General features: G+C 41.4%; 23 protein-coding genes and 1 pseudogene. 23 read left to right on the plus strand and 1 reads right to left on the minus strand.

Features of this window, described 5'->3' with window-relative positions; all coding sequences use genetic code 11:
* Positions 1-32 precede the first annotated feature (32 nt).
* The 17 genes from greA (at position 33) to DXC04_RS04415 (ending at position 16,856) form a co-directional block, all read left to right on the plus strand.
* Positions 33-515 (plus strand): transcription elongation factor GreA, encoded by a 483-nt coding sequence (greA, locus tag DXC04_RS04325; RefSeq protein WP_021859512.1) that lies wholly within the window; start codon positions 33-35, stop codon positions 513-515.
* A 69-nt stretch (positions 516-584) separates the two neighbouring features.
* A complete protein-coding gene (lysS, locus tag DXC04_RS04330) occupies positions 585-2,513 on the plus strand; it encodes a lysine--tRNA ligase (protein WP_118660089.1) in 1,929 nt (642 codons plus the stop codon).
* Between the two features lie 212 nt (positions 2,514-2,725).
* Positions 2,726-3,328 (plus strand): Type 1 glutamine amidotransferase-like domain-containing protein, encoded by a 603-nt coding sequence (locus tag DXC04_RS04335; RefSeq protein ID WP_055271744.1) that lies wholly within the window; start codon positions 2,726-2,728, stop codon positions 3,326-3,328.
* A gap of 145 nt (positions 3,329-3,473) precedes the next feature.
* The gene (locus tag DXC04_RS04340; RefSeq protein WP_243112095.1) at positions 3,474-3,905 is read left to right on the plus strand and encodes a zinc-ribbon domain-containing protein; all 432 of its coding nucleotides are present in this window, start codon (positions 3,474-3,476) and stop codon (positions 3,903-3,905) included.
* Positions 3,906-3,913: 8 nt separating this feature from the next.
* Complete coding sequence (locus tag DXC04_RS16275) at positions 3,914-4,462, plus strand: excisionase (RefSeq protein ID WP_442873194.1); 549 nt, start codon at positions 3,914-3,916, stop codon at positions 4,460-4,462.
* Positions 4,463-4,561: 99 nt separating this feature from the next.
* Complete coding sequence (locus DXC04_RS15845; protein ID WP_243112096.1) at positions 4,562-4,744, plus strand: excisionase; 183 nt, start codon at positions 4,562-4,564, stop codon at positions 4,742-4,744.
* Positions 4,731-5,015, plus strand: coding sequence for a recombinase family protein (locus tag DXC04_RS04360; RefSeq protein ID WP_330426421.1), 285 nt, complete (start codon positions 4,731-4,733; stop codon positions 5,013-5,015). The genes DXC04_RS15845 and DXC04_RS04360 overlap by 14 nt, the downstream gene beginning before the upstream one ends.
* Positions 4,982-5,323, plus strand: coding sequence for a TnpV protein (locus DXC04_RS04365; RefSeq protein WP_243112097.1), 342 nt, complete (start codon positions 4,982-4,984; stop codon positions 5,321-5,323). Before DXC04_RS04360 ends, DXC04_RS04365 begins: the two co-directional genes overlap by 34 nt.
* A gap of 212 nt (positions 5,324-5,535) precedes the next feature.
* Complete coding sequence (locus DXC04_RS04370) at positions 5,536-6,099, plus strand: TetR/AcrR family transcriptional regulator (RefSeq protein WP_158580440.1); 564 nt, start codon at positions 5,536-5,538, stop codon at positions 6,097-6,099.
* A gap of 62 nt (positions 6,100-6,161) precedes the next feature.
* Positions 6,162-8,867 carry an LPXTG cell wall anchor domain-containing protein gene (locus DXC04_RS04375; protein ID WP_118660097.1) on the plus strand — a complete coding sequence of 902 codons (2,706 nt, stop codon included), beginning with the start codon at positions 6,162-6,164 and terminating at the stop codon, positions 8,865-8,867.
* 428 nt (positions 8,868-9,295) lie between these two features.
* The gene (locus DXC04_RS04385) at positions 9,296-10,162 is read left to right on the plus strand and encodes an AAA family ATPase (RefSeq protein WP_118660101.1); all 867 of its coding nucleotides are present in this window, start codon (positions 9,296-9,298) and stop codon (positions 10,160-10,162) included.
* A gap of 272 nt (positions 10,163-10,434) precedes the next feature.
* The gene (locus tag DXC04_RS04390) at positions 10,435-11,565 is read left to right on the plus strand and encodes a DUF3798 domain-containing protein (protein WP_243112098.1); all 1,131 of its coding nucleotides are present in this window, start codon (positions 10,435-10,437) and stop codon (positions 11,563-11,565) included.
* 97 nt (positions 11,566-11,662) lie between these two features.
* Positions 11,663-13,234, plus strand: a complete 1,572-nt coding sequence (locus DXC04_RS04395) for a sugar ABC transporter ATP-binding protein (protein ID WP_158580442.1) — start codon at positions 11,663-11,665, stop codon at positions 13,232-13,234.
* Positions 13,221-14,255: an ABC transporter permease subunit gene (locus DXC04_RS04400; protein WP_118660105.1), complete on the plus strand. Its 1,035-nt coding sequence runs from the start codon at positions 13,221-13,223 to the stop codon at positions 14,253-14,255. Before DXC04_RS04395 ends, DXC04_RS04400 begins: the two co-directional genes overlap by 14 nt.
* A 79-nt stretch (positions 14,256-14,334) precedes the next feature.
* Positions 14,335-15,270, plus strand: a complete 936-nt coding sequence (locus tag DXC04_RS04405) for an ABC transporter permease subunit (protein ID WP_158580443.1) — start codon at positions 14,335-14,337, stop codon at positions 15,268-15,270.
* 931 nt (positions 15,271-16,201) lie between these two features.
* The gene (locus tag DXC04_RS04410) at positions 16,202-16,417 is read left to right on the plus strand and encodes a hypothetical protein (RefSeq protein WP_055248899.1); all 216 of its coding nucleotides are present in this window, start codon (positions 16,202-16,204) and stop codon (positions 16,415-16,417) included.
* A 22-nt stretch (positions 16,418-16,439) separates the two neighbouring features.
* Positions 16,440-16,856, plus strand: a complete 417-nt coding sequence (locus DXC04_RS04415; RefSeq protein ID WP_055215523.1) for a hypothetical protein — start codon at positions 16,440-16,442, stop codon at positions 16,854-16,856.
* Between the two features lie 51 nt (positions 16,857-16,907).
* Here the strand turns inward: DXC04_RS04415 and DXC04_RS04420 are convergent, their stop codons facing one another.
* Positions 16,908-17,423 carry a helix-turn-helix domain-containing protein gene (locus DXC04_RS04420; protein WP_118660109.1) on the minus strand — a complete coding sequence of 172 codons (516 nt, stop codon included), beginning with the start codon at positions 17,421-17,423 and terminating at the stop codon, positions 16,908-16,910.
* Positions 17,424-17,802: 379 nt separating this feature from the next.
* Between DXC04_RS04420 and DXC04_RS04430 the strand changes: the two genes are divergently transcribed.
* The 6 genes and pseudogenes from DXC04_RS04430 to DXC04_RS04455 all read left to right on the plus strand — a co-directional run.
* The gene (locus tag DXC04_RS04430) at positions 17,803-18,036 is read left to right on the plus strand and encodes a hypothetical protein (protein WP_118519743.1); all 234 of its coding nucleotides are present in this window, start codon (positions 17,803-17,805) and stop codon (positions 18,034-18,036) included.
* Positions 18,037-18,052: 16 nt separating this feature from the next.
* Complete coding sequence (locus DXC04_RS04435) at positions 18,053-18,373, plus strand: HIRAN domain-containing protein (RefSeq protein WP_118660193.1); 321 nt, start codon at positions 18,053-18,055, stop codon at positions 18,371-18,373.
* Positions 18,373-18,636, plus strand: coding sequence for a hypothetical protein (locus DXC04_RS04440; RefSeq protein WP_118660113.1), 264 nt, complete (start codon positions 18,373-18,375; stop codon positions 18,634-18,636). Before DXC04_RS04435 ends, DXC04_RS04440 begins: the two co-directional genes overlap by 1 nt.
* Before the next feature lie 203 nt (positions 18,637-18,839).
* On the plus strand, positions 18,840-19,157 hold the full coding sequence (locus DXC04_RS04445; protein ID WP_173793386.1) for a hypothetical protein: 318 nt from the start codon (positions 18,840-18,842) through the stop codon (positions 19,155-19,157).
* Positions 19,158-19,369: 212 nt separating this feature from the next.
* Complete coding sequence (locus DXC04_RS15500; protein WP_117537676.1) at positions 19,370-19,672, plus strand: helix-turn-helix domain-containing protein; 303 nt, start codon at positions 19,370-19,372, stop codon at positions 19,670-19,672.
* A 116-nt stretch (positions 19,673-19,788) separates the two neighbouring features.
* A pseudogene (locus DXC04_RS04455) lies at positions 19,789-20,496 on the plus strand (IS110 family transposase); the annotation flags it as partial.
* Positions 20,497-20,725 lie beyond the last annotated feature (229 nt).

The raw sequence follows: 20,725 nt of genomic DNA on the forward strand, positions 1-20,725 counted from the left end.
TGCAAGTATAAAAGAAAAGGAGTAAAAGCATAATGGAAGCAAAGAAGAGATTACTTACTTATGCAGGATTGAAGGCGCTGGAAGACGAGCTTGAGAATCTGAAAGTTGTAAAACGTAAAGAAGTTGCCGGAAAAATCAAAGAGGCAAGAGAGCAGGGAGACCTGTCAGAGAATGCAGAGTATGATGCAGCAAAAGATGAGCAGAGAGACATAGAAGCAAGAATCGAAGAGTTGGAAGGCATTTTAAAGAATGCAGAAGTTGTTGTAGAAGATGAAGTAGATTATGATAAAATCAACGTTGGATGTACTGTAAAAGTATTTGATATTACATTTGATGAAGAGATGGAATTCAAGATTGTAGGTTCTACAGAGGCTAACAGTCTGGAAGGTAAGATTTCCAATGAGTCACCGGTAGGACATGCTCTGATCGGTAAGACAGTGAACGATGTCGTAGAAGTAGAGACACAGGCAGGAATTATGCAGTACCGTGTACTGGATATCAGTCGCTCAAACTAATTTAGAAGATGACAATCCAACCCCTCAGAGACTGAGGGGTTTAGTCGCATAAAAGGGAAGGAGAAAAGAATGGGAGAGCAGAAGAAGACACAGGAACCGGATATAAATCAGTTAAAGAAAGTCCGCAGAGAGAAACTCGCCGATTTACAGGCTAATGGAAAGAATCCATTTGAGATTACAAAGTATGATGTGACATGTCACGCTGCTGATGTGAAAGACAATTATGAAGAGATGGAAGGAAAACACGTAACACTTGCGGGACGTATCATGCAGAAACGTGTTATGGGAAAAGCTTCTTTCTGTAACATTCTGGATCAGAGTGGAAACATTCAGTCTTATGTTGCAAGAGACAGCATTGGAGAAGAAGAATACAAAGATTTCAAGAAGATGGATATCGGAGATATCGTAGGACTGGAAGGTGAAGTCTTCAAAACAAAAACAGGAGAGATTTCTATTCATGCCTCTGCTGTAAAACTGTTATCTAAGAGTCTTCAGATTCTTCCGGAAAAATTCCATGGACTGACCAATACAGATACACGTTATCGTCAGAGATATGTGGATCTGATCATGAACCCGGAAGTACGTGACACATTTATCAAGAGATCCAAAATTATCGCATCTATCAGAAATTATCTGAATGGCCAGGGATTCCTTGAAGTTGAGACACCAATGCTGGTACAGAATGCCGGTGGTGCAGCAGCAAGACCGTTCGAGACACATTTCAATGCACTGAATGAAGACCTGAAACTTCGTATTTCTCTGGAGCTGTACTTAAAGAGACTGATTGTCGGTGGTATGGAGAGAGTTTATGAGATTGGACGTGTATTCCGTAATGAAGGCCTGGACACAAGACATAACCCGGAATTTACGCTGATGGAGTTATACCAGGCATATACAGATTACAATGGAATGATGGATCTGACAGAGAACCTGTATCGTCATGTTGCACAGGAAGTTCTCGGAACAACTAAGATTGTTTACAAAGGAATCGAGATCGACCTTGGTAAGCCGTTTGAAAGAATTACAATGATCGATGCTGTTAAGAAATATGCAGGTATCGACTGGAATGAAGTTGAGACAGAAGAAGATGCGAAGAAGTTAGCTGACGAGCATCATATCGAATACGAAGCAAGACATAAGAAAGGTGATATCTTAAGCCTCTTCTTTGAGGAGTATGCTGAGAAACACCTGTTACAGCCAACATTTGTTATGGATCATCCGATCGAGATTTCTCCACTTACAAAGAAGAAACCGGAAGACCCGAATTATGTAGAACGTTTTGAGTTCTTCATGAATGGATGGGAGATGGCAAATGCGTACTCTGAGTTAAATGATCCAATCGACCAGAGAGAGCGTTTCAAAGCACAGGAAGAACTGCTTGCACAGGGTGACGAGGAAGCAAACACAACAGATGAAGACTTTCTGAACGCACTGGAGATCGGTATGCCGCCTACAGGTGGTATCGGATTTGGTATCGATCGTATGTGTATGCTGCTTACAGGAGCAGAAGCAATCCGTGACGTATTATTGTTCCCGACAATGAAGTCACTGGACGCTGATAAGAAGGCAAATAAGACTTCCGAAGCAGCTCCTGCAGAGGCTGAAAAATCGGTTGAAAAGATTGATTTTTCTAAGGTAAAAGTCGAGCCATTGTTTGAAGAAATGGTTGATTTTGATACATTCAGCAAGTCAGATTTCCGTGCAGTAAAGGTTAAAGAGTGCGTTGCAGTACCGAAGTCAAAGAAGCTGTTACAGTTTACTCTTGATGACGGAACAGGCACAGACAGAACCATTTTAAGCGGTATTCACGCTTATTATGAGCCAGAAGAGTTAGTTGGAAAGACACTGATTGCAATCACAAATCTGCCACCAAGAGCCATGATGGGAATTGATTCTTGTGGAATGTTACTTAGTGCAATCCATGAGGAAGAGGGCGAAGAAAAACTTCATCTTCTGATGGTTGATAACCACATTCCGGCAGGTGCAAAGCTTTATTAAGAAGTACCGTTTTACCTTACAAAACGGGATGTATTTCATTTGTGAAAAAGCTCTGAAAATACACAAATACACCAAATTTACACCAAATGGTGCTTGAAACGGTGCAGAGCCTTAAAAATCGCATAATTTTCAAGATGAATGGGCAGTCCCAATCGGGATTGCCCATTTTCAGAAAGAAAAAGATAAATTGGTATTTATAAAGGAGAATATTGATGAAACTATTTTTATGTTCGCACTTTTCAAGCGTGGGAAGTCTGATAAAGGAAGAAATTGAAAATAAGAAAGTCGCATTTATTCCAACAGCTTCACTGCGTGAAGGCTACACCGGTTATGTCGGCTCGGCTCGAAAATTATTCAAAAAGTTGGGAGCAATCGTAACTGAAATTGATATTTCAACGGAGGCTTATTCAACGATACAGTCTGTTTTTGAAGAAGCAGATGTGATATATTTTACCGGCGGAAATTCTTTCTTTCTTATGGACCAGCTCCGTAAAACGGGAACTGATGGGCTACTGAAAAAGGAATTGGCAAATGGAAAATTGATGATCGGCGAGTCGGCAGGCGCAATTATATGCGCTCCAAGCATCCAATATATCGAGCAAATGGATGAAAAGCCAGAGGACTACTCACAAGAAGATGATGCAGGGCTTGATTTGATTGATTTCTATGTTCTTCCGCATTATCTTACAGCACCATTTAAGAAAGTTACCGAGAAAATAATGACTGAGTTTTCGGATTTGAATCTATGCCCGATTAACAACCGTCAGGGAATTGTAATTGATGGTGAAGGTTCAAAGGTTATTTGCAAAGACTAATTTGAAAATTCCCATTTATCAAGCCCTTTGAGAGAGGAGAAATCTTTTCTCAAAGGGCTTTTTCTATTTTTACGGATATTCGCAAACTACAAGAAAAAGCCGAAACCTCATATACTTTAATCACAGAGGAAGTGGAGGTTTTGATATGAGTAACAGCTTAGCGGCAGTACATCCAGAATTGATTGCAGAGTGGTCAGAAAAGAATTTACCACTGACACCGGACAGTATAACTTTCGGCTCGAATAAGAAAGTATGGTGGAAAGGTGCTTGCGGTCACGAATGGGAAACAAGCGTAAAGGCTCGTTCCAACGGCGAGAAATGCCCGATATGCTCCGGTGCAAGAGTAGTTGCAGGCATTAACGATTTAAGTACATTGAAGCCGGAATTAGCTTCAGAGTGGTCAGAGGAAAATGAAATCGAACCGACAGAGGTATCTATCGGCTCACACAAGAAAGTGATATGGAAATGTAAATTAGGACACGAATGGATAGCCACTGTAAAGAGCAGAACCATCAATAGAACAGGTCCAATAATGTGCTGTCCAAATATAATTTCAAGGCAAGTATCAGTGGAGTGAGCTTTTCAGTGAATGGTAACAAACTTACTGTTCTTCTGGAGCAGATACGGACAGTCAATAGAGAGGATTTGCGTGAATACATAGGTACGGTAGATGACGATAAACTTTTCAGGCAGATAAACGCAACTTTGAAAAAGACTTTTGGACTTTGGGTTTACAAGCCGGAGGGGAAAGAAAATATTCGTTGTCTATGCCCGAAGTGCCTGAATGATTACATCCACAATCCGGACTATATTGTAAGGCGACTTGACCCATTTGCAAAGCGAAAAGACAGATGTGATAAGTGTGATGGAGATGGTTGGGATTATGTTGTTACCGACAGATATTCATCAAAGAAAAGAGGGGAAGCAATGACAGAAAATAAAATCATTATTCCTATCTGGAAGAAGTCCAATCTTACAGTAGAAGAAGCCGCAGCTTATTGTGGTATTGGCTCAAGAAAATTAAGAGAAATGTCCGACTCGGAGTTTTGCCCTTTTGTTCTTTGGAATGGAAGTAAGCGACTGATTAAAAGAAGAAAACTGGACGAATATCTTGATAATGCGTATTCGATATAGCTGATTTGTAAAATGTGCGATGGGTCGGTTCGCATAATAGGCTCATCGCCATTTTTTAATTATCATAAGGGCAGAAAAAAACAAGGAGGTGCTTCCGTAATGGCAGATACAGAAAAGATTATCCGAAAAAAATATGATGTGCCGATATGGCATAAGTCTAATTTGACGATTGATGAAGCAGTTGAATATTCTGGCATTCCTCAACATAATGAACGAGTGGTACGCCAAGGACACCAGCAACAAGATAAAGTCCATCTTTCTGTCCCGTATGAGCGATGGTAAACGCTGCTCCGGCAGCATTCCCTACGGCTACAATCGACTGCCCGAAGATAAGCAGACCTTAGTGGTCGATCCTGTTGCTTCTCAGGTGGTAAAACACATCTTTGAGCTTGCGGCAGAGGGCTTGACGCCTCCGGCAATCGCAAGACAGCTTACGGAGGAAAAGGTGCTGATTCCATCGGCATACACCCTCCAATACCACCCCGAACAGTGCAACCGAAAAGCAGAGAAAGGACAGGCTTGCGTTATGAGCTTGCCGGGGACTACTATCTGATTGCCGGAGAGGACGAGCCGGAGAGCAGACCAATCGGGATATGGGGAAAGCGGCATTTGCGGTATCTGAAACAGCACCGCAAGGTACTCTATTCCGAACTGCTGATAAGCGGAAAGCTGAACGATTACCTTGCCGACCTAAACGAGCAAGCAGAGAAAATGTTCTCTCGGCTGGTAAAACAACTTGCCGAAAAGGAGGGCGTAACGGAAGCCATCAAAGCAGAAAACCAACTGCTGTGGGTGCAGAGGATGAACAGCATCTGCAATGACGCTATGGAGATTGTTTCAAGCGATTTGATTTACACATAACAAATATCTACCGAAAGGCTGCTGTCAAGCGACGGCGGCTTTTACTTTCGGGAAGTAATCAAGAAGTCATAAAGTTCTGTGTACAGTCGAAGAAGCTCAAAAGATTTTATGTTGAATTTATATTATTTTTCAAGAAGATACTTGATTTTCAGGAGGGGTGTGCTATACTTTACTATGATGCAGTATATTCGGCGGGAAAGGAGTATTTGAGCTTGAACATATCAAAGAAAGCTGAGAGGACGAAGGAAATCATCGGTATATGCCTTGACTGCTTTGTTGAAAAAGGGCTGACGGTAACGACCACCACAGATCTCTGCAATGCAAACAATCTGCAAAACGGCGGGATCTATTACTATTTTGACACAAAAGAAGAGATGGTTCTGGCCTGTGTCGAAGAAGCAATTTCTCGCATTGAGCAGGGTGCGTTCAGCATTGCCTTTGAAGATATCAAAGATATTGCCAATATGATGGACCATCTCGGCACTCTTGCGGATGAACTGTCTCCGGTTATGCGTTTTCTGGTCAGCGTATGTGTGTCGCAGGAATACGGAAACAAAGTCAAGCCATACCTTGTACAGCTTGCAGGTCGCTACCCTTATTATACGAAAAAAATTGCCGAGATTCTCGGCTGCACCGCAGCGGAAGTAGAACCGTATGTCCACCTGTCTATTCTGGCGCTGAACAACTATATGATTTTTAATGAGCGGGCGCTGTTCCTGCCGCAGATAGAGGCGGCGAAAAAAGGACTGATGCAGCTTGCGAAAAGGAAGGGATGATACAGATTACGACAAGTAACAAAACAGATAAGAGCAGAGAAACCTTATAGGGAGGTAAACAAATGAAGAAAAGAGTATTGAGTATTCTGATGATGCTGTGTCTGGCGCTAACACTTCTGCCTGTGTCCGTTTGGGCAGCAGACAGTGTTGCAAACGTCCGCTCAAAGGAAGAATTGAATGATGCACTGAACAATGCAAGTGTCACAGAAATTCGTATCAGCGCCGATATGACTTATAATGATCCGCTGAACGCAACCAAGCCCGTTCAAGTGGATGACGGTGTGACACTCACATTGAATAATTATCAAACGACAGTGTCTGGTACGATTATAAACAATGGTACAATTCAGGTAAACAGCAGTAAGAAATGCTCCTGGACAGCAACGACTACCGGCAAAGGCAAGCTGATTGGTGGCAAGGATTCATGGGGTGACCCTTCCACCTATGTAGACTATGGCTGCGTCCCTGAAACAATGTTGGATGGCTGCCGCATCAATATTGTGAAGGATATTTCCCAAGCGGTCACAGCGGCGTTGCCCGATACTATGCAGACCGGCGATACCATCAACGTTACATTCAGCAATCTGATTGATGGCGTGAATCCTGCTGATGTCTTTAAATTCACATGGAAAAACAGCAGCGACTTCCCACTATATGACAATGCCGCAACGCCGACATTAACGGAGACCGGCGCACTAAAACTGAGTCTTTCTATGAAAACGCCCTATGTGATGTGTACATCTAACGGAACTATGGGCAGTCTGGACGCGCGAGGTACGGTGACGCAGAAGCTGCTGGATACCGTCTATGTCGACCAAAACAACGGCAATAATTCCAATCTGGGTGATACTGCGGCACAGCCTGTGAAAAGCATAGCTAAAGCACTGGATAAGATCACCGACGGCGGCCAGATCGTTCTGCTGAGCGATTACAGAGGTCTGATCGCTTTCAGCAAGAGCGTTACGGTCAAGTGCGAAGATGGAAACGCTTTTACGCTGACATCTTCATCTCCCAATTATGTGTCGGATGGCGTCACCGTCACACTGAAAAATCTGAATTTTTCGGATTCCAACTTCTGTAGAGACACGCAGGGCACCGGTTCGCTGATTTTCACGAACTGCACCGGCAGCCTTTCCATCGGTTCGGGTGATATTTCTAATATTACCATGGAAAACAGCCAGCTCAGCGGCAACATCAGTGCGTCTGAGTCACTCTCCATGAAGTCTTCTACATTCAGTGGTCAATTCAATACAAAGAATTTTGCCGCCGAGGGTGATTGCACCATCAGCTGCAAAAAGAATGCTCCCAGCCTTATCAGTGGCACGGTTACTGCAGGAACGCCGGTCAAGCTGGTTCCTTTTGAAAACGCCAAAGCCGGAGATAAGCTGTTAGAGGTTCCTAATTCGATAGCAGCAACCAGCTTTGCATTATCTGACACAAGCGGTGTGTATGGCGTTGTGTTCAGCGCGCAGTATAACGGAAATTATCTGTGCCTGGCGCAGCGTATTACATCTGAAAATGGCAAGATTGCTGTTGGCTATGAGCCGCAAATCAAGCATGTGCCAAATAATCCTGCCGATGTCAGGTTGGCTGGATTTGACTTTGAGATAAGTACCTTCGATGCGGCATGGAGCGGAAATGCCAGTACAAGCTGGAGTGCTGACGAGATACCGAAACTGACCGTAACACTGAAAGCAAATGACTTCTATTTCTTCGATAACAGTTTTGATGTAAACAAGTTGCAGGTTTACTCCTGGACAGATATGACCACATATCCCACCTTTGACAATGGAGCAAAGAATGACAAGGTTACTTGTAGAGTGGAGGACGGTCAGGGCATCAGCGGCGATGGAAAGACCTTTACATTTACGGTAGAGTATCCGAAAATTGAGCGGCTGAAGCAGAATCTCATAATGGACACCGCAGACCGCACGGCTTCTTGCAAGGAAGTGCTGCAGCCTCGCCATGTCAGCAACCCACAGGGTACTTTGAGTTACGAGAGCAGCGATCCCGAAATTGCTTCGGTGGATTCAGCAACCGGTGTAATCACGGTAAATAAGCCGGGTACGGTGACAATTACGATTCACGCTGCTCAAACGGATATTTATGCCGCTGCTGAAACGAGCTATCAGCTCGTTATCAGCCACAAATATTCAGATACGTATAAAGCTGATGATGAAACCCATTGGAAGGAGTGTGCCTGCGGCGAGAAAACCGATGTGAACAACCATGCGGATGGTAACAAAGATCACAAATGCGATGTTTGCGGCAAGATTCTGAGCAAGTGCGCCGATACCAATAAGGATCACAAGTGCGACCTTTGTGGCAAAACGCTGAGTGAACACACCGGCGGCACGGCCACCTGCAAGGATAAGGCAAAGTGCGCGGTCTGCGGCGAAAGCTACGGCGAACTCGACGCAAATAACCATACCGACTTGAAGCACATTGAAGCAAAAGCGGCAACCAAGACTTCTGAAGGCAATATCGAATACTGGTATTGCGAAGGATGCGGCAAATATTACAAGGATGCCAAAGCAACACAGGAAATCACCAAGGAGCAAACTGTAACGGCAAAGCTTCCGAGTGATAACAATACAAGCGCTGGCGGTAGCACTGGTAATAACAATAAACCGAGCAGTAATGCAACTACCTCGCCTCAGACCGGCGACAACAGCAATATGTTCCTGTGGATCGCGCTGCTCTTTGTCAGCGGCGGTGTGATAATCCTCACAACTGTTATCAGCAGAAAGAAAAAGTATAACAAATAATTGAATAGCGTTCCCTTGCTCTATCTTCCGAGCAAGACAAAAGCGTCGTAGCGATACGGCGTTTTTTTGTTACCCGGAAGCGACAAACAGCGCGCTTTTGCGGCAGATGGTAAGCAATACCCCTGCCGGTTGAAAGCCGCTCATATCGAAAGAAAACGCCCAAAATCGCCCCGAAACTATACAGCGGGAAACGGTTTTGGGCGTTTCTGTGTTTCGGGAGCAAATCGGCAATTCGGCAGTGAAAAGGAGGTGGCCCCTATACCCCGTATGCCGAAATATCTCAAGAGAGAATGGGCGTTCTTTCTTGACGAGCGTGGACGGAAGAAATACAACGAGCTTTGCAGGAAATGCGAAAGGAGCTGCAAGCAGAGCTTCCGTGCCGCCGTTATTCACTGCCCACACTATCTATCGAAAAGGAGAACAAGACAATGACAGACTATCTGAACAACATTTCCGCAAAGCTGGAAATCATCAAGGCGAGCGAGATTATCCCGAAAGAGGTGCGCTGGCTGTGGTATCCGTATATTCCCTTCGGCAAGGTCACGCTTCTGCAAGGCGATCCGGGCGACGGCAAGAGTAAGCTAATGCTTTCCCTTGCCGCTTTGCTTTCCAAGGGAGAGCCGCTTCCCTTTGCAGATGAGGAGGAACATACCGAGCCGATGACAGTTATCTATCAGACCACCGAGGACGATGCAGACGATACCGTTGTGCCGAGATTTAATTCGGCAGGTGGTGATGGAGACAGGCTCATCTTCATCAAGGAGGACGAAAAGAGCCTGACCTTTGGAGACGACCGTATCCGTGAAGCTGTGGAGAAGTACCACGCCAAGCTGCTGATTCTCGACCCGATGAGTTCGTATATCGGTGACACCTGCTCGATGAACAACGCCAACGAAACAAGAGCTGAGTTCAACCACCTGATTGCCGCTGCCAAGGACACCGGCTGCGCCATCGTTATCATCGCCCATATGAACAAGGCGAAGGATACAAGCCCCCTCTATCGCACCAACGGCTCTATCGACATTGCCGGTGCAGCGAGAAGCATTCTTGCTGTCACACGCACGGCAAATAAGCAAAACCCCGCCGAGCGTTATCTGGTGCAGGTCAAGAGCAATCTTGCACCGATGGGCTCGGCTATTCTCTTTGAGGTAGCCGACAAGGGCGTGAACTTTCTTGATGAGCTGGAGCTGAGTGCGGAGGACGCCTTCTCTGCCTCGGCTCCGAGGATGGGCAGACCGAATGCCCGTGAGGAAGCGGCAACGGACTTTATCTGTTTCATTACAATCTCCGTATAATCGAATGAATATCGGAGGTATGACCTTCACGTGATTGCGACAGGTGAAGAGGCAGCCTTTGAAGAGCCGGAAGTTTTCTTTGAGAAAGAAAATAGAAAAAAACTATAAGTAAACGCAGTTATATAGAACTTCAATTAGAAAAAACAGCATATTGGTGCTACTATGATAGTAGGATAAAGTTATTAATATTTGGAAGATATATTAATGATTTTATTTTGCGCAAAAACAGATTTAATGCGTAAAAAAATGGGGAAAAGAGGAGAAAGACGAAAATGAAAAAGATGAAAAGACTGGTTGCAGTTCTGATGATTTGCGTGATGATGTTTTCAGTAGCAGCATGTGGCAAACAAGGAACAGCAAAAAAGGAAGACAAGAAAATTGATGGAAAAGTATGTGTGTTGACACCGACACTTTCCTGGAGTGAAGATCAGTACAGATCCGGTGAGAAGATGGCTGAGAAGTATCCGGGCGTTGTTGAGCATCTGACATTGCCAGATGACTTTGCAGCAGAGCAGGAGACGGGAATCACTCAGATCATGAATGTTGCAAAGGATCCATCTTTCAAGGCACTTGTTATCTGCTATGGTGATTCTGGTATTTTACCGGCAATCAAAATGGCAAAAAAAGAAAATCCGGACTTGAAAGTGATCACTGCACCTGTATGGGATGATCCATATGAGATGGCGGATGTCATTGATTTATGTATCGATGCAAATTGGAACAAACGTGGGCAGGTAATTGCAGAGAAAGCGAAAAAGATGGGTGCTGAGAGAATTATCCACTATTCTTTCCCGACACATCTTAAGATGGAAGAAATTGCACAGAGAAGAGAGACGATGAAAAAGACAGCGAAGAAGCTTGGTATGGACTTCATCGATGTAACAATGCCAGACCCATACGTAACATCTGACGGTGCAACAAATCAGTTCATCAAAGAAGATATTCCAAAAGAGATCAAAAAATATGGAAAAGATACTTGTATCTTCAGTACATACTGTCCGACACAGGATTTCGTAATCGGGCTGGAATTAAAATACAAATATATCGTAGCTGAGCAGTGTTGCCCGACACCTACACAGGGATATCCGGCAGGTATGAACCTTAAGATCACAAAAGACATTGCAGGTGATTACGATGCAATCAACAAGATGATCAGCGATGTTGCAAAGAAGAATGGTGTTACAGGAAGACTGTCTACATGGCCAATTTCTATGGAAGCGTTCCAGCCGGAATTTGCGACAGAAGTAGCAATCCAGGCCTTGAAAGGCGACATCAAATTAACAGATATTGATGCATTAGGAAAAATCGCAAAAGACGTAACAGGTGTATCAGTCGAAATGGAAAAACTTGATGGTAAATATGACAACTATCTCCTTTACATTATGGATTCAATTTATTACTAAAATATAATGAAAAAGACTAGCTGTGACACAGTCGTGCCACAGCTATCTTTTATAAGTGGGAATGACGATGGAAAATACAGTTTTAAAATTAAACAATTTGGGAAAGAAATTTAGTGGTAACTCCGTTTTACGAAATGTGAATATAGAGTTGAAAAAAGGGCAGATCTTAGGACTTATGGGAGTTAATGGATCCGGGAAAAGTACAATGCTTAATATTATTTCCGGTGACCATATTATTGACGAGACAGGTGGTTACGAAGGTGATGTTTTCATAGATGGACAAAAAGTAAAGATCACATCAACGGTAGAAAGCCAGAGCTACGGGATTTGTATGGTGCACCAGGAATTCAGTCTGTTAGAAGATTTAAGTATATGGGAAAATATAGCATTGCCTAATTATGTAATGAATTCCTATCGTGAGATAAAAGGAAGCATGAAGAATTTCTATACAGAAGAGAATAAAAGAAAAGCAAAAGAGATCCTGGCAAGATTAGGGCTTGATCTGGATGTGGAGATGAAAATCTGTGAACTTCCGATTAATAATAAGCAGTTTGTAGAAATCGCCCGCTCGATCGCCAATGAAGATACAAAATTATTAATGCTGGATGAGCCGACAGCTACATTGAATGAAAAAGACTCTAACAAGCTTCTGGAACAGTTGAAAAAACTGGCAGATGAAGGATTAACTATTATTTTAGTGTCACACCGAATTGAAGAGATCATCGCAGTTTCGGATACAATCCTCGTATTAAGGGACGGAGATCCGGTTTATCTAAGTGACAAAAAAGAAGAATTCAGCCGCGAAAAAATAGCGGAAGAGATTATCGGATATAATTACGCATTTGTAGAGCGTTTTAAGGAAAAAGAAGCAAAGCAGGAAAAAGTAGTGCTGACGTATAAAGATTTTTATGTTGCACGAAAAAACGAACCGATAAAAAATCTGAACTTTGACATATATCAGTCAGAGATCATCGGTCTTACCGGAATGAACGGACATGGGAAAAATGCACTGGCATATGGCACGTTAAGAGCAGATAAAATTGCCGGAGATTTCACATTTTACAAAGATGAGAAGGAAATAAAAATTAATAAAACAGCGGAAGCGATTGAATCAGGTATTGTGTTTGTCACAGAAGAGAGAAGAAAAAATGGACTTCTTTTGGACAAATCAGTAGCAGAGAATATCAATTTCTATTTGAAGAATTTCTCTGATAAGTTAAATCGTCTGTCTATCGGAAATAAAATTAAATTTTATGATAAAAATAAAGAGAAAAATCAGGCAGAAACAGTAGTAACGAAATATGACGTAGTATGTGAGTCAATCCGACAGCCAATCTGTGAATTGAGCGGTGGAAACCAGCAAAAAGTAGCGTTGGCACGTGCGATTTTAATGGATCCGGACGTATTATTTATTAATGAACCGACGAGAGGGATTGATATCAAATCAAAAGACAATATTTTAAAATTGCTCGCAGATTTGAATAAAAGAGCAGGGACTACGATCATTCTCGCATCCGGAGATATTGAAGAGATGAAAAAAATATGTGATCGCATCTGCGTATTTTATGAGGGGGAACTTGTAGATGTTTTAAAACACGATGCAGATGCAGAACAGTTTGCGAGAGCTTTTTCAAAAATGAGAGAGGAGGACAGCTATGAAAAAGTTTAAATTACAAAAAAATGTATTGCTGATCTTTTTGCTTGTCATGATCGCTGTTTCCTGTTACATGGGAATTCCAATCCGCCCGCTGCTTACGGATATGCTGATCCGACTTCCTATGAACGGTGTGTTTGTATTATCACTTCTTCCGATGCTGAATGCCGGAATGGGATTTAACTTCGGAATGCCAGTCGGGATCATAGCCGGTCTTATTAGTATCAGCACGGTTATGAACTTTGAAATCACTGGTGTGAAAGGATTTTTATGCGTGCTTCTCCTTACAATTCTTATTAGTTTTGTGTTCGGAAGAATTTATGGACGCATTTTAATAAAGGCAAGTGGAACAGAGGAGATCACAGGAAATTTTTTAGGTTTATCAATCATTCCGCTGTCCTGTATTTTATGGGTGACTATTCCATTTGACAATCCGGTCATGGTATTTCCAATCGCAGGAAAAGGAATGCGTCCAAAGATTGGGCTGGAAGGATATTTTGACAAAATCATTGAAAAAATTTTCCAGATAAAAATAGGTGGAATAATGATTCCGGTAGGATATCTCCTTTGCTTTTTTATCGTGTGCGTGATCATCTATATTATTTTTAAAAGTAATATCGGTCAAAATATGCTTGCCCTCGGTGAAAATGAAGCCTATTGCGAGATTATGGGGCTGCAATCGAATAAGATTAAGATGACGGCAATCGTTTTATCAACGATCATTGCAGGTGTAGGTATCTGTTTCTATTCACAAAGCTATGGATATCTGGAACTTTATAATGCACCGAAAGCAATCGCCTTTTCTGCAGCATCTGCGCTTCTTATCGGAGGCTGTACGGAACATAATGGAAATATTTTAAACGTGATTGTAGGTACATTGATTTTTCACGGGATTTTAGTGTTTAGTGTGCCTCTTGCAAATGAGCTGGTTGCGACAGAGCTTACAGAGATCACAAGATCTATTTTGACAAATGTCATTATCTTATTTGCAATGTTTAAAGAAACAAAAAAGGAGAAGAATGTTGAAAAAGCTTAAATCAAATCGAATTCCATTGTTATTCATTATCCTGTCTGTCATAGGATATATTGTGTCAGGAATGTCGCTTAATTTTGTTATGTCTGAAGTAGTAACAAGAATTTTGCGAAACAGCGTGATGGTATTGTCACTGATCGTTCCGATCATAGCCGGTTTGGGACTTAACTTTGCCATCAGCATTGGTGCACTGGCAGCACAGACAGCCATTCTTTTTGTATTAAATTATGGACTGGAAGGATATCCGGCACTTTTAGCGGTTGTACTTCTTTCTACAATCCTTGCTGTCGCATTTGGTTATGTGATCGGAGCAATCTTAAACCGTGTAAAAGGGCGAGAGATGATTACTTCCATCATTATCGGATATATCGGAATCAGTATCTATCAGTTAATCTTTATGGTCGGATTTGGAACGATCATTCCTGCTACAAATGAAAAATTGCTTTTAAAATCCGGACTGGGAATTCAGCATGTTGTAAACCTGGAAAGTCTGAGTGGCATTATCGATGATTGTTTGAAATTTGAAATATGGGGGATTAAATGCTCGGTGTTGAATCTTGTGATCATCACAGTAGTCAGTCTGTTCATATTTTACTTGCTTCGAAGCAAGCTCGGTATTAATATGAAAGCTGTCGGTGAAAGTATGGATAAGTCGCAGAGCCTTGGCATCGATGTGAATAAAATGAGAATCATCGCAATTATTATTTCTACGGTGCTTGCGGCTTACGGACAGATCATGTATTTACAGAATGTTGGAATGTTGAGCGTGTATACCGCGCAAAGCAATCGTGAGATTTTCTCAAGTGCGGCAATTCTGGCTGGTGGAGCCGGAATAAAAAATGCGAATATCCGCAATGTGTTTTTAGGATTATTTTTGTTCCATTTTCTGTTTATTGTATCGCCACTTGCTGGGCAGACACTGTTCTCAAGCGTTGCAATCGGAGAATATTTCCGTACGTTTATATCTTATGCAGTAATCTGTCTTGCAATTATTTTTAATGTAAAAGAGAATATATAAAGAAAAATGAGGGAAAGTTACAATGATAATTAACATTGCATTATGCGATGATGAGCAGGAATCATTAGATATACTAAAAACGGTTGTAAGCAGGAAGAAAAAGTACAACAGATAATTGAATAGCGTTCCCTTGCTCCATCTTCCGAGCAAGACAAAAGCGTCGTAGCAATACGGCGCTTTTTTGTGTTTGCGCGCCATGGGCGCGCTCTAACGGGTGCAAGTCCCGAACATGCCCAGATAGTGGGAAGTGTATAGCCGAACAGCAAGGGTGTCTATCGCGAGGTAGAATCTGAAGGAAGCTGTAAGCAAATCTCTGGTCTGACGAACAGAAATCATATATAAGGCTAGGCTACGAGAGATAAGTTGGCATGAAGCAACGAAGTAAATCAGAGCGAATATGAAAAATACGATGCTGTATTTGTATATTGCAGCTGTTCATCAGCTATATCAAAAAATACACTTGTTGTTTTAGATTTTGCGAAATGGTTTGATTATGGGACAGATGAGAAGGGACGAAAAAGAGCAGAAGGAGCTTTTGAATTTAATGAGAAGTTGGATGGAATAGATGTTAAGTTGATTCTGTTTGAAAAAAATACTGCTATATAACCAATAGGCTCAGGGAATTTCCTCTGGGTCTTTTTTAATATTCCTCGAAAATTGAGAATTACATATGTTCAATTCTTTGTATTAGGTATATATTTTGAAAAGTTGTCCGGTTATACTGACAATATCAAAAGGCAGAACTGTTAGAATGAGGTGAGCAGATGGATACAGCACAGAGAATAAGGTTAATTCGGATGATTGAAAAAATAGAGAAGAACCCAAAATTCAGTAGTAAAATCGGTGTGAGAAATACATCTGAGTTTATATCAAGTAAACAATCAAAAAAATGAATGATTCAAATCATAACAGGAGTCAGAAGGAGTAGAATATGTTATCGTTACTATTTACTATATGCATGATCTGGTTTATTGGAAAATTTTTTATATTTGGTGTAAAAGCATCCTGGGGAATCTTAAAGCTGCTCTGTACAGTTGTATTTTTCCCGGTGATTTTGATAGGAATGGTTGTTGGCGGACTGATTTATATTGCATTTCCATTGTTGATCATCGGTGGAATCATTGCACTTATATCATCTAACTCATAAAAATACGAGGAGGGAAGAAATTATGGGATATGATATAGAAAAAGAGAAACGAGAAGCGATTGAAGCAGGACAACGTGCGTTAAGTAGTCTTCGGACAGCAAAAGAAAACCTGAACAGTGCAAAAAATTGGGGCTTGGTGGATATGTTTGGCGGTGGATTCTTTTCTACGATGTTTAAACACTCCAAGATGGATCAAGCCAGACAAAATATGGAACAGGCGAAATATGATCTTCGTAATTTCAGTAGAGAATTAAATGATGTGAACATGGCTTGTAATTTAAACATCAATACTGGAGACTTCTTATCTTTTGCAGATTATTTTTTTGATGGATTTGTTGTGGATTGGATGGTGCAGGATCGAATCAATAATGCCAGACATCAGGTGGAAGAAGCTATCCGCAGAACGGAATACATCATAAACCAGTTACAGCATATGTAAAGGAAAGAGGCAGTGAACCATAAATAGGTTCGCTGCCTTGTTTTTTCATACTTATTTCTGTTTTTTTTTTTCTTCTCTGAGCAATTCGATGTTTAGTCCCTGCTCTCCGGCTGTTTTATCAACCCAGAGATTCAGAGAATCTATTGCCAGAGAAATTTCATCCAGTTTGTTACTGATAAAAGCAAAATCCTTGATCTCATCATCACTGATCTTACCGTCACGGGCAATCTGGATCAGACGTGTGGTAAGAGGATTAATTTCATTTAGACTGGCAATGGTTTCCAGGATTATATTGGATAAGTTAGAAACTTCGACTTCCGGGACATAACGATGACCGATTTCGCATTTATGAGAGCAGTAATAATTGCAGAGATCTGGTCGCCCGTAAGCGTCTGCCATCTGGATAATATCGTAAGGTGTAGGTTCCTGCATTTCATATTCAAATTTTTCAATTTTAGAATCAGAAACAGCAGTCATTTTTTCGCTGGCTTCTGATCTGGTAAGACCGGCTTCTTCCCGGCAAATCTGATAAATTGTTTTATTTTCTCTTGTAGATTGTTTCCCCATGAGAATAACCTCCCCGTATATCGCCGAACATGAGGATTATCAGGTGTTAAGTCCACATGCTGTGCGTGTATTTCCTTTATGGATTTTATTATACTGGAAGCATCAGTAAACAACAAGGTTATAAATGGATAGGAAGCCAGAAAGACTGCTGGTTGCTAAAAAAATCGAAAATTATGTGGGATTTTTATGCCCCACCTATTAATATACACTGTAACCATCAAAGAAGATTAAATCATAAAATTCAAAGAAATGGAGGAGTTGGCAATGAAAGGTTTTAACACTGGTGATGGTTACATGGGATTGGTAGATGGTAAATATATCTTGTTTGCCAGTGAATCCGATTACTATGAATACATGAACGATTAAAGGAGGAGCTGCTATGAAAGGAATATTCGGAAGTATGTTTGATCTGAACCATGATGGAAATATTAGTCCACTGGAAAGTGCAATGGAATTTACTTTCCTAAATGAACTACTGAAAGACGATTCTGACGTACAGACGGAGTTAGAATTATCGGGACTGGATCCAGACGAGTTGGAGTTTATGGATGCAGATGAACGAAGAGAAGCACTAGAAGATGCCGGACTGGATCCGGATGAATATGATTTCTAAGGAAGGAGTGGTTACAATGACAAAAGTATTTATCACACTGACAGGAACAAAACATTATTTCGGAAATGATTTTCTTGAAAAGGGTACGAAAATCAGACTGGAGAAAGAGCCGGATAATGAGTATGACAAGGAAGCAATCAAAGTAACTTATGAAGGCCTTGGAAAAATCGGGTATGTGGCGAACAGCTCTTATACTGTTATTGGTGAGTCGATGAGTGCCGGACGTCTCTACGACAAGATTGGAGATGTTGCATATGCAAAGGTAATACTTGTTACACCAGCTGGGACAATCTGCAAAATTTGTAAAAAGAGTCTGGTAAAAGATGAGGAGCAATAATGAAAAACAAAGAGATATTGAGAAAAATCTATTATGAAAATAGAGCAATAAACAGAAATATTCAACGCCTGGCTAATATCAGTTTAATTGATTTGCTTGCAAGGTCAGCCAAAGAAGCAAAAGAAAGCGATGATGAACAAGGAAAAAATCTTGCAAAAGCAGGGTTGCTCTTAGTAGTTATTTCGGAAGTCCTGATAATGATTAGTGATATTCTAGATCATCGGAAAATGAAAATCGAAGAGAAAATAGAAAAGTGTGAGTAAGGGAGCAGAAATGTATACAAAAGAACAGAATGAAGAAATCAGAAGACTGTTCCTCAGACGAACGGAAAAAGATTAAAGAAGAATTAAAGCCATATATGGATCAGCTTCCAGAATATACACATTTGGTTACTGAGCTATTCAGAGAATAACGTATTTTAATCTGCAATAAACAGGATATGAATTTATTTCAGGAGGAAGAACAAATGAGCAAAAAAGAAGGATACAGCAGAAAAGGATTATTTGGAGAAATCAAGCATTATGATGCGAATGGAAGAAAGGTCGGAGAAAGTAGACCCAATATCTTGGGAGGATATAGCAATTACGATACAAATGGTCATAAAACCGGTGAGAGTAGACCTGGCATCTTTGGAGGAATGAATCATTATGACAGCCACGGACACAAAACTGGATCAACCAGACCTGGTATATTGGGTGGAGCAAATCATTATGATGACAAAGGGCATAAAACTGGTCACAGCAATCCTGGAATATTAGGTGGCTGGAACCACTACGATGACTGATACTTAAGAAAGAAGGAGTCAACATGTACAATCTGATCATAGATCTGGAAATGTGTAATGTGCCGAGAGATTATCGGCGGAGATCTTACAAATATGCAAATGAAAGTCTGATTTGGTGAATTGAAAAAGTAAAATCCACCTTGCAAAGGTAAATTCTACTTTGCAGAAGGGCATGCGGATGAAAAGTTGGACTGTGTAATGCCTGACATGTTATGAGGTACACACAAGAACAAATATCGACAGCACTTGTATTACTGAAAGCGACAGGATCCCCAGACAAAGTTGTCCAAACCTTAGGGTATCCATCTGCACCAATGCTTTATCATTGGCGTAAAAAGTATCCTGAGTATTACGATGTTCCAAATCAAAAACATTGGAGACAAGCTCCAACTGAATTGAAACATGACGTAATTAAACATTGCCTTATTGAGGGCGAGCCTGTAAAATTAGTGGCAGAAGAAATCGGATACACACCTTCCTTGATATATAAATGGATTAGGGAGCTTCCTGTATAATTTAAAATGTAAGAAATCCTAAGAAAGAAGGTTGAGAAAAAATACCTCAGTGTAAAATAAGATTACTGACTTTGGACGGTTAGTAAAAAATCTTATTAAACAGAGAGGTATTTCATATGAATTGTAACACACAGAACGCTAAGATTAAATCTATTACTGAAAAAACTTTGATTGTAGGAATTGATGTAGGTAGTGAAACCCACTATGCAAGAGCATTCGATTGGAGAAACATTGAATTTTCCAAGAAACCATTCGCATTTAGCAATGATGAAGCTGGTTTTGCTTCTTTTAAGGCATGGTTGGAGGACATCAAGGAAAAATTCGGCAAAACGATTGTGCTTCCTGGTATGGAACCAACAGGACATTATTGGTTCAATCTTGGAGCATTCCTGCAGGACAACGGAATGAAGCCAGTACACGTGAATCCTCACCATGTACACAAGTCAAAGGAATTGGATGATAACAATCCAAGTAAAGATGATCGTAAAGATCCTAAGACAATCGCAGCGTTGGTAAATGAAGGAAGATTCAATTACCCATATATTCCTACAGGTGTATATGCAGAGATTAGAAGTTTATACGGGCTTCAAGTAATGACACAGGAAGCACTTATACGAGTGAAAAACCGAATTGCACGTTGGCTTAGTATCTATTTTCCGGAGTACAAAGATGTTTACCGGAGTTGCGATGCAATTAGTGGAGTGATGGTGCTTAAAGTATGTCCATTACCGGCAGATATCGTAATACTTGGAGCAGATGGTGTTAATAAAATCTGGCGAGATGCCAAACTAAGAGCAGCTGGAATGAAGAGGGCACGGCCCCTGAGCCAGTAGTCGGAAGGAATATTTTCCAGAGGGCAATGACCCTGTAAGGGAGCTAGTCTGACACCTTGGTTATGGACAGGCGGAACGAAGGAAGTGAGGATCTCTGGAAACAGAGATGATCCTGGTAGACACGGGAGGTGCGTTGCCATAGAGGGATGGGTATACACAAGGCCATGAATAGCGGAAAACAGAGACGTTTATTCAAGTGTACCCTAAAACCACTATTTCC

Origin of the sequence: Dorea sp. OM07-5 (assembly GCF_003481355.1) — a bacterium.
Taxonomy (GTDB): domain Bacteria; phylum Bacillota; class Clostridia; order Lachnospirales; family Lachnospiraceae; genus Dorea_D; species Dorea_D hominis.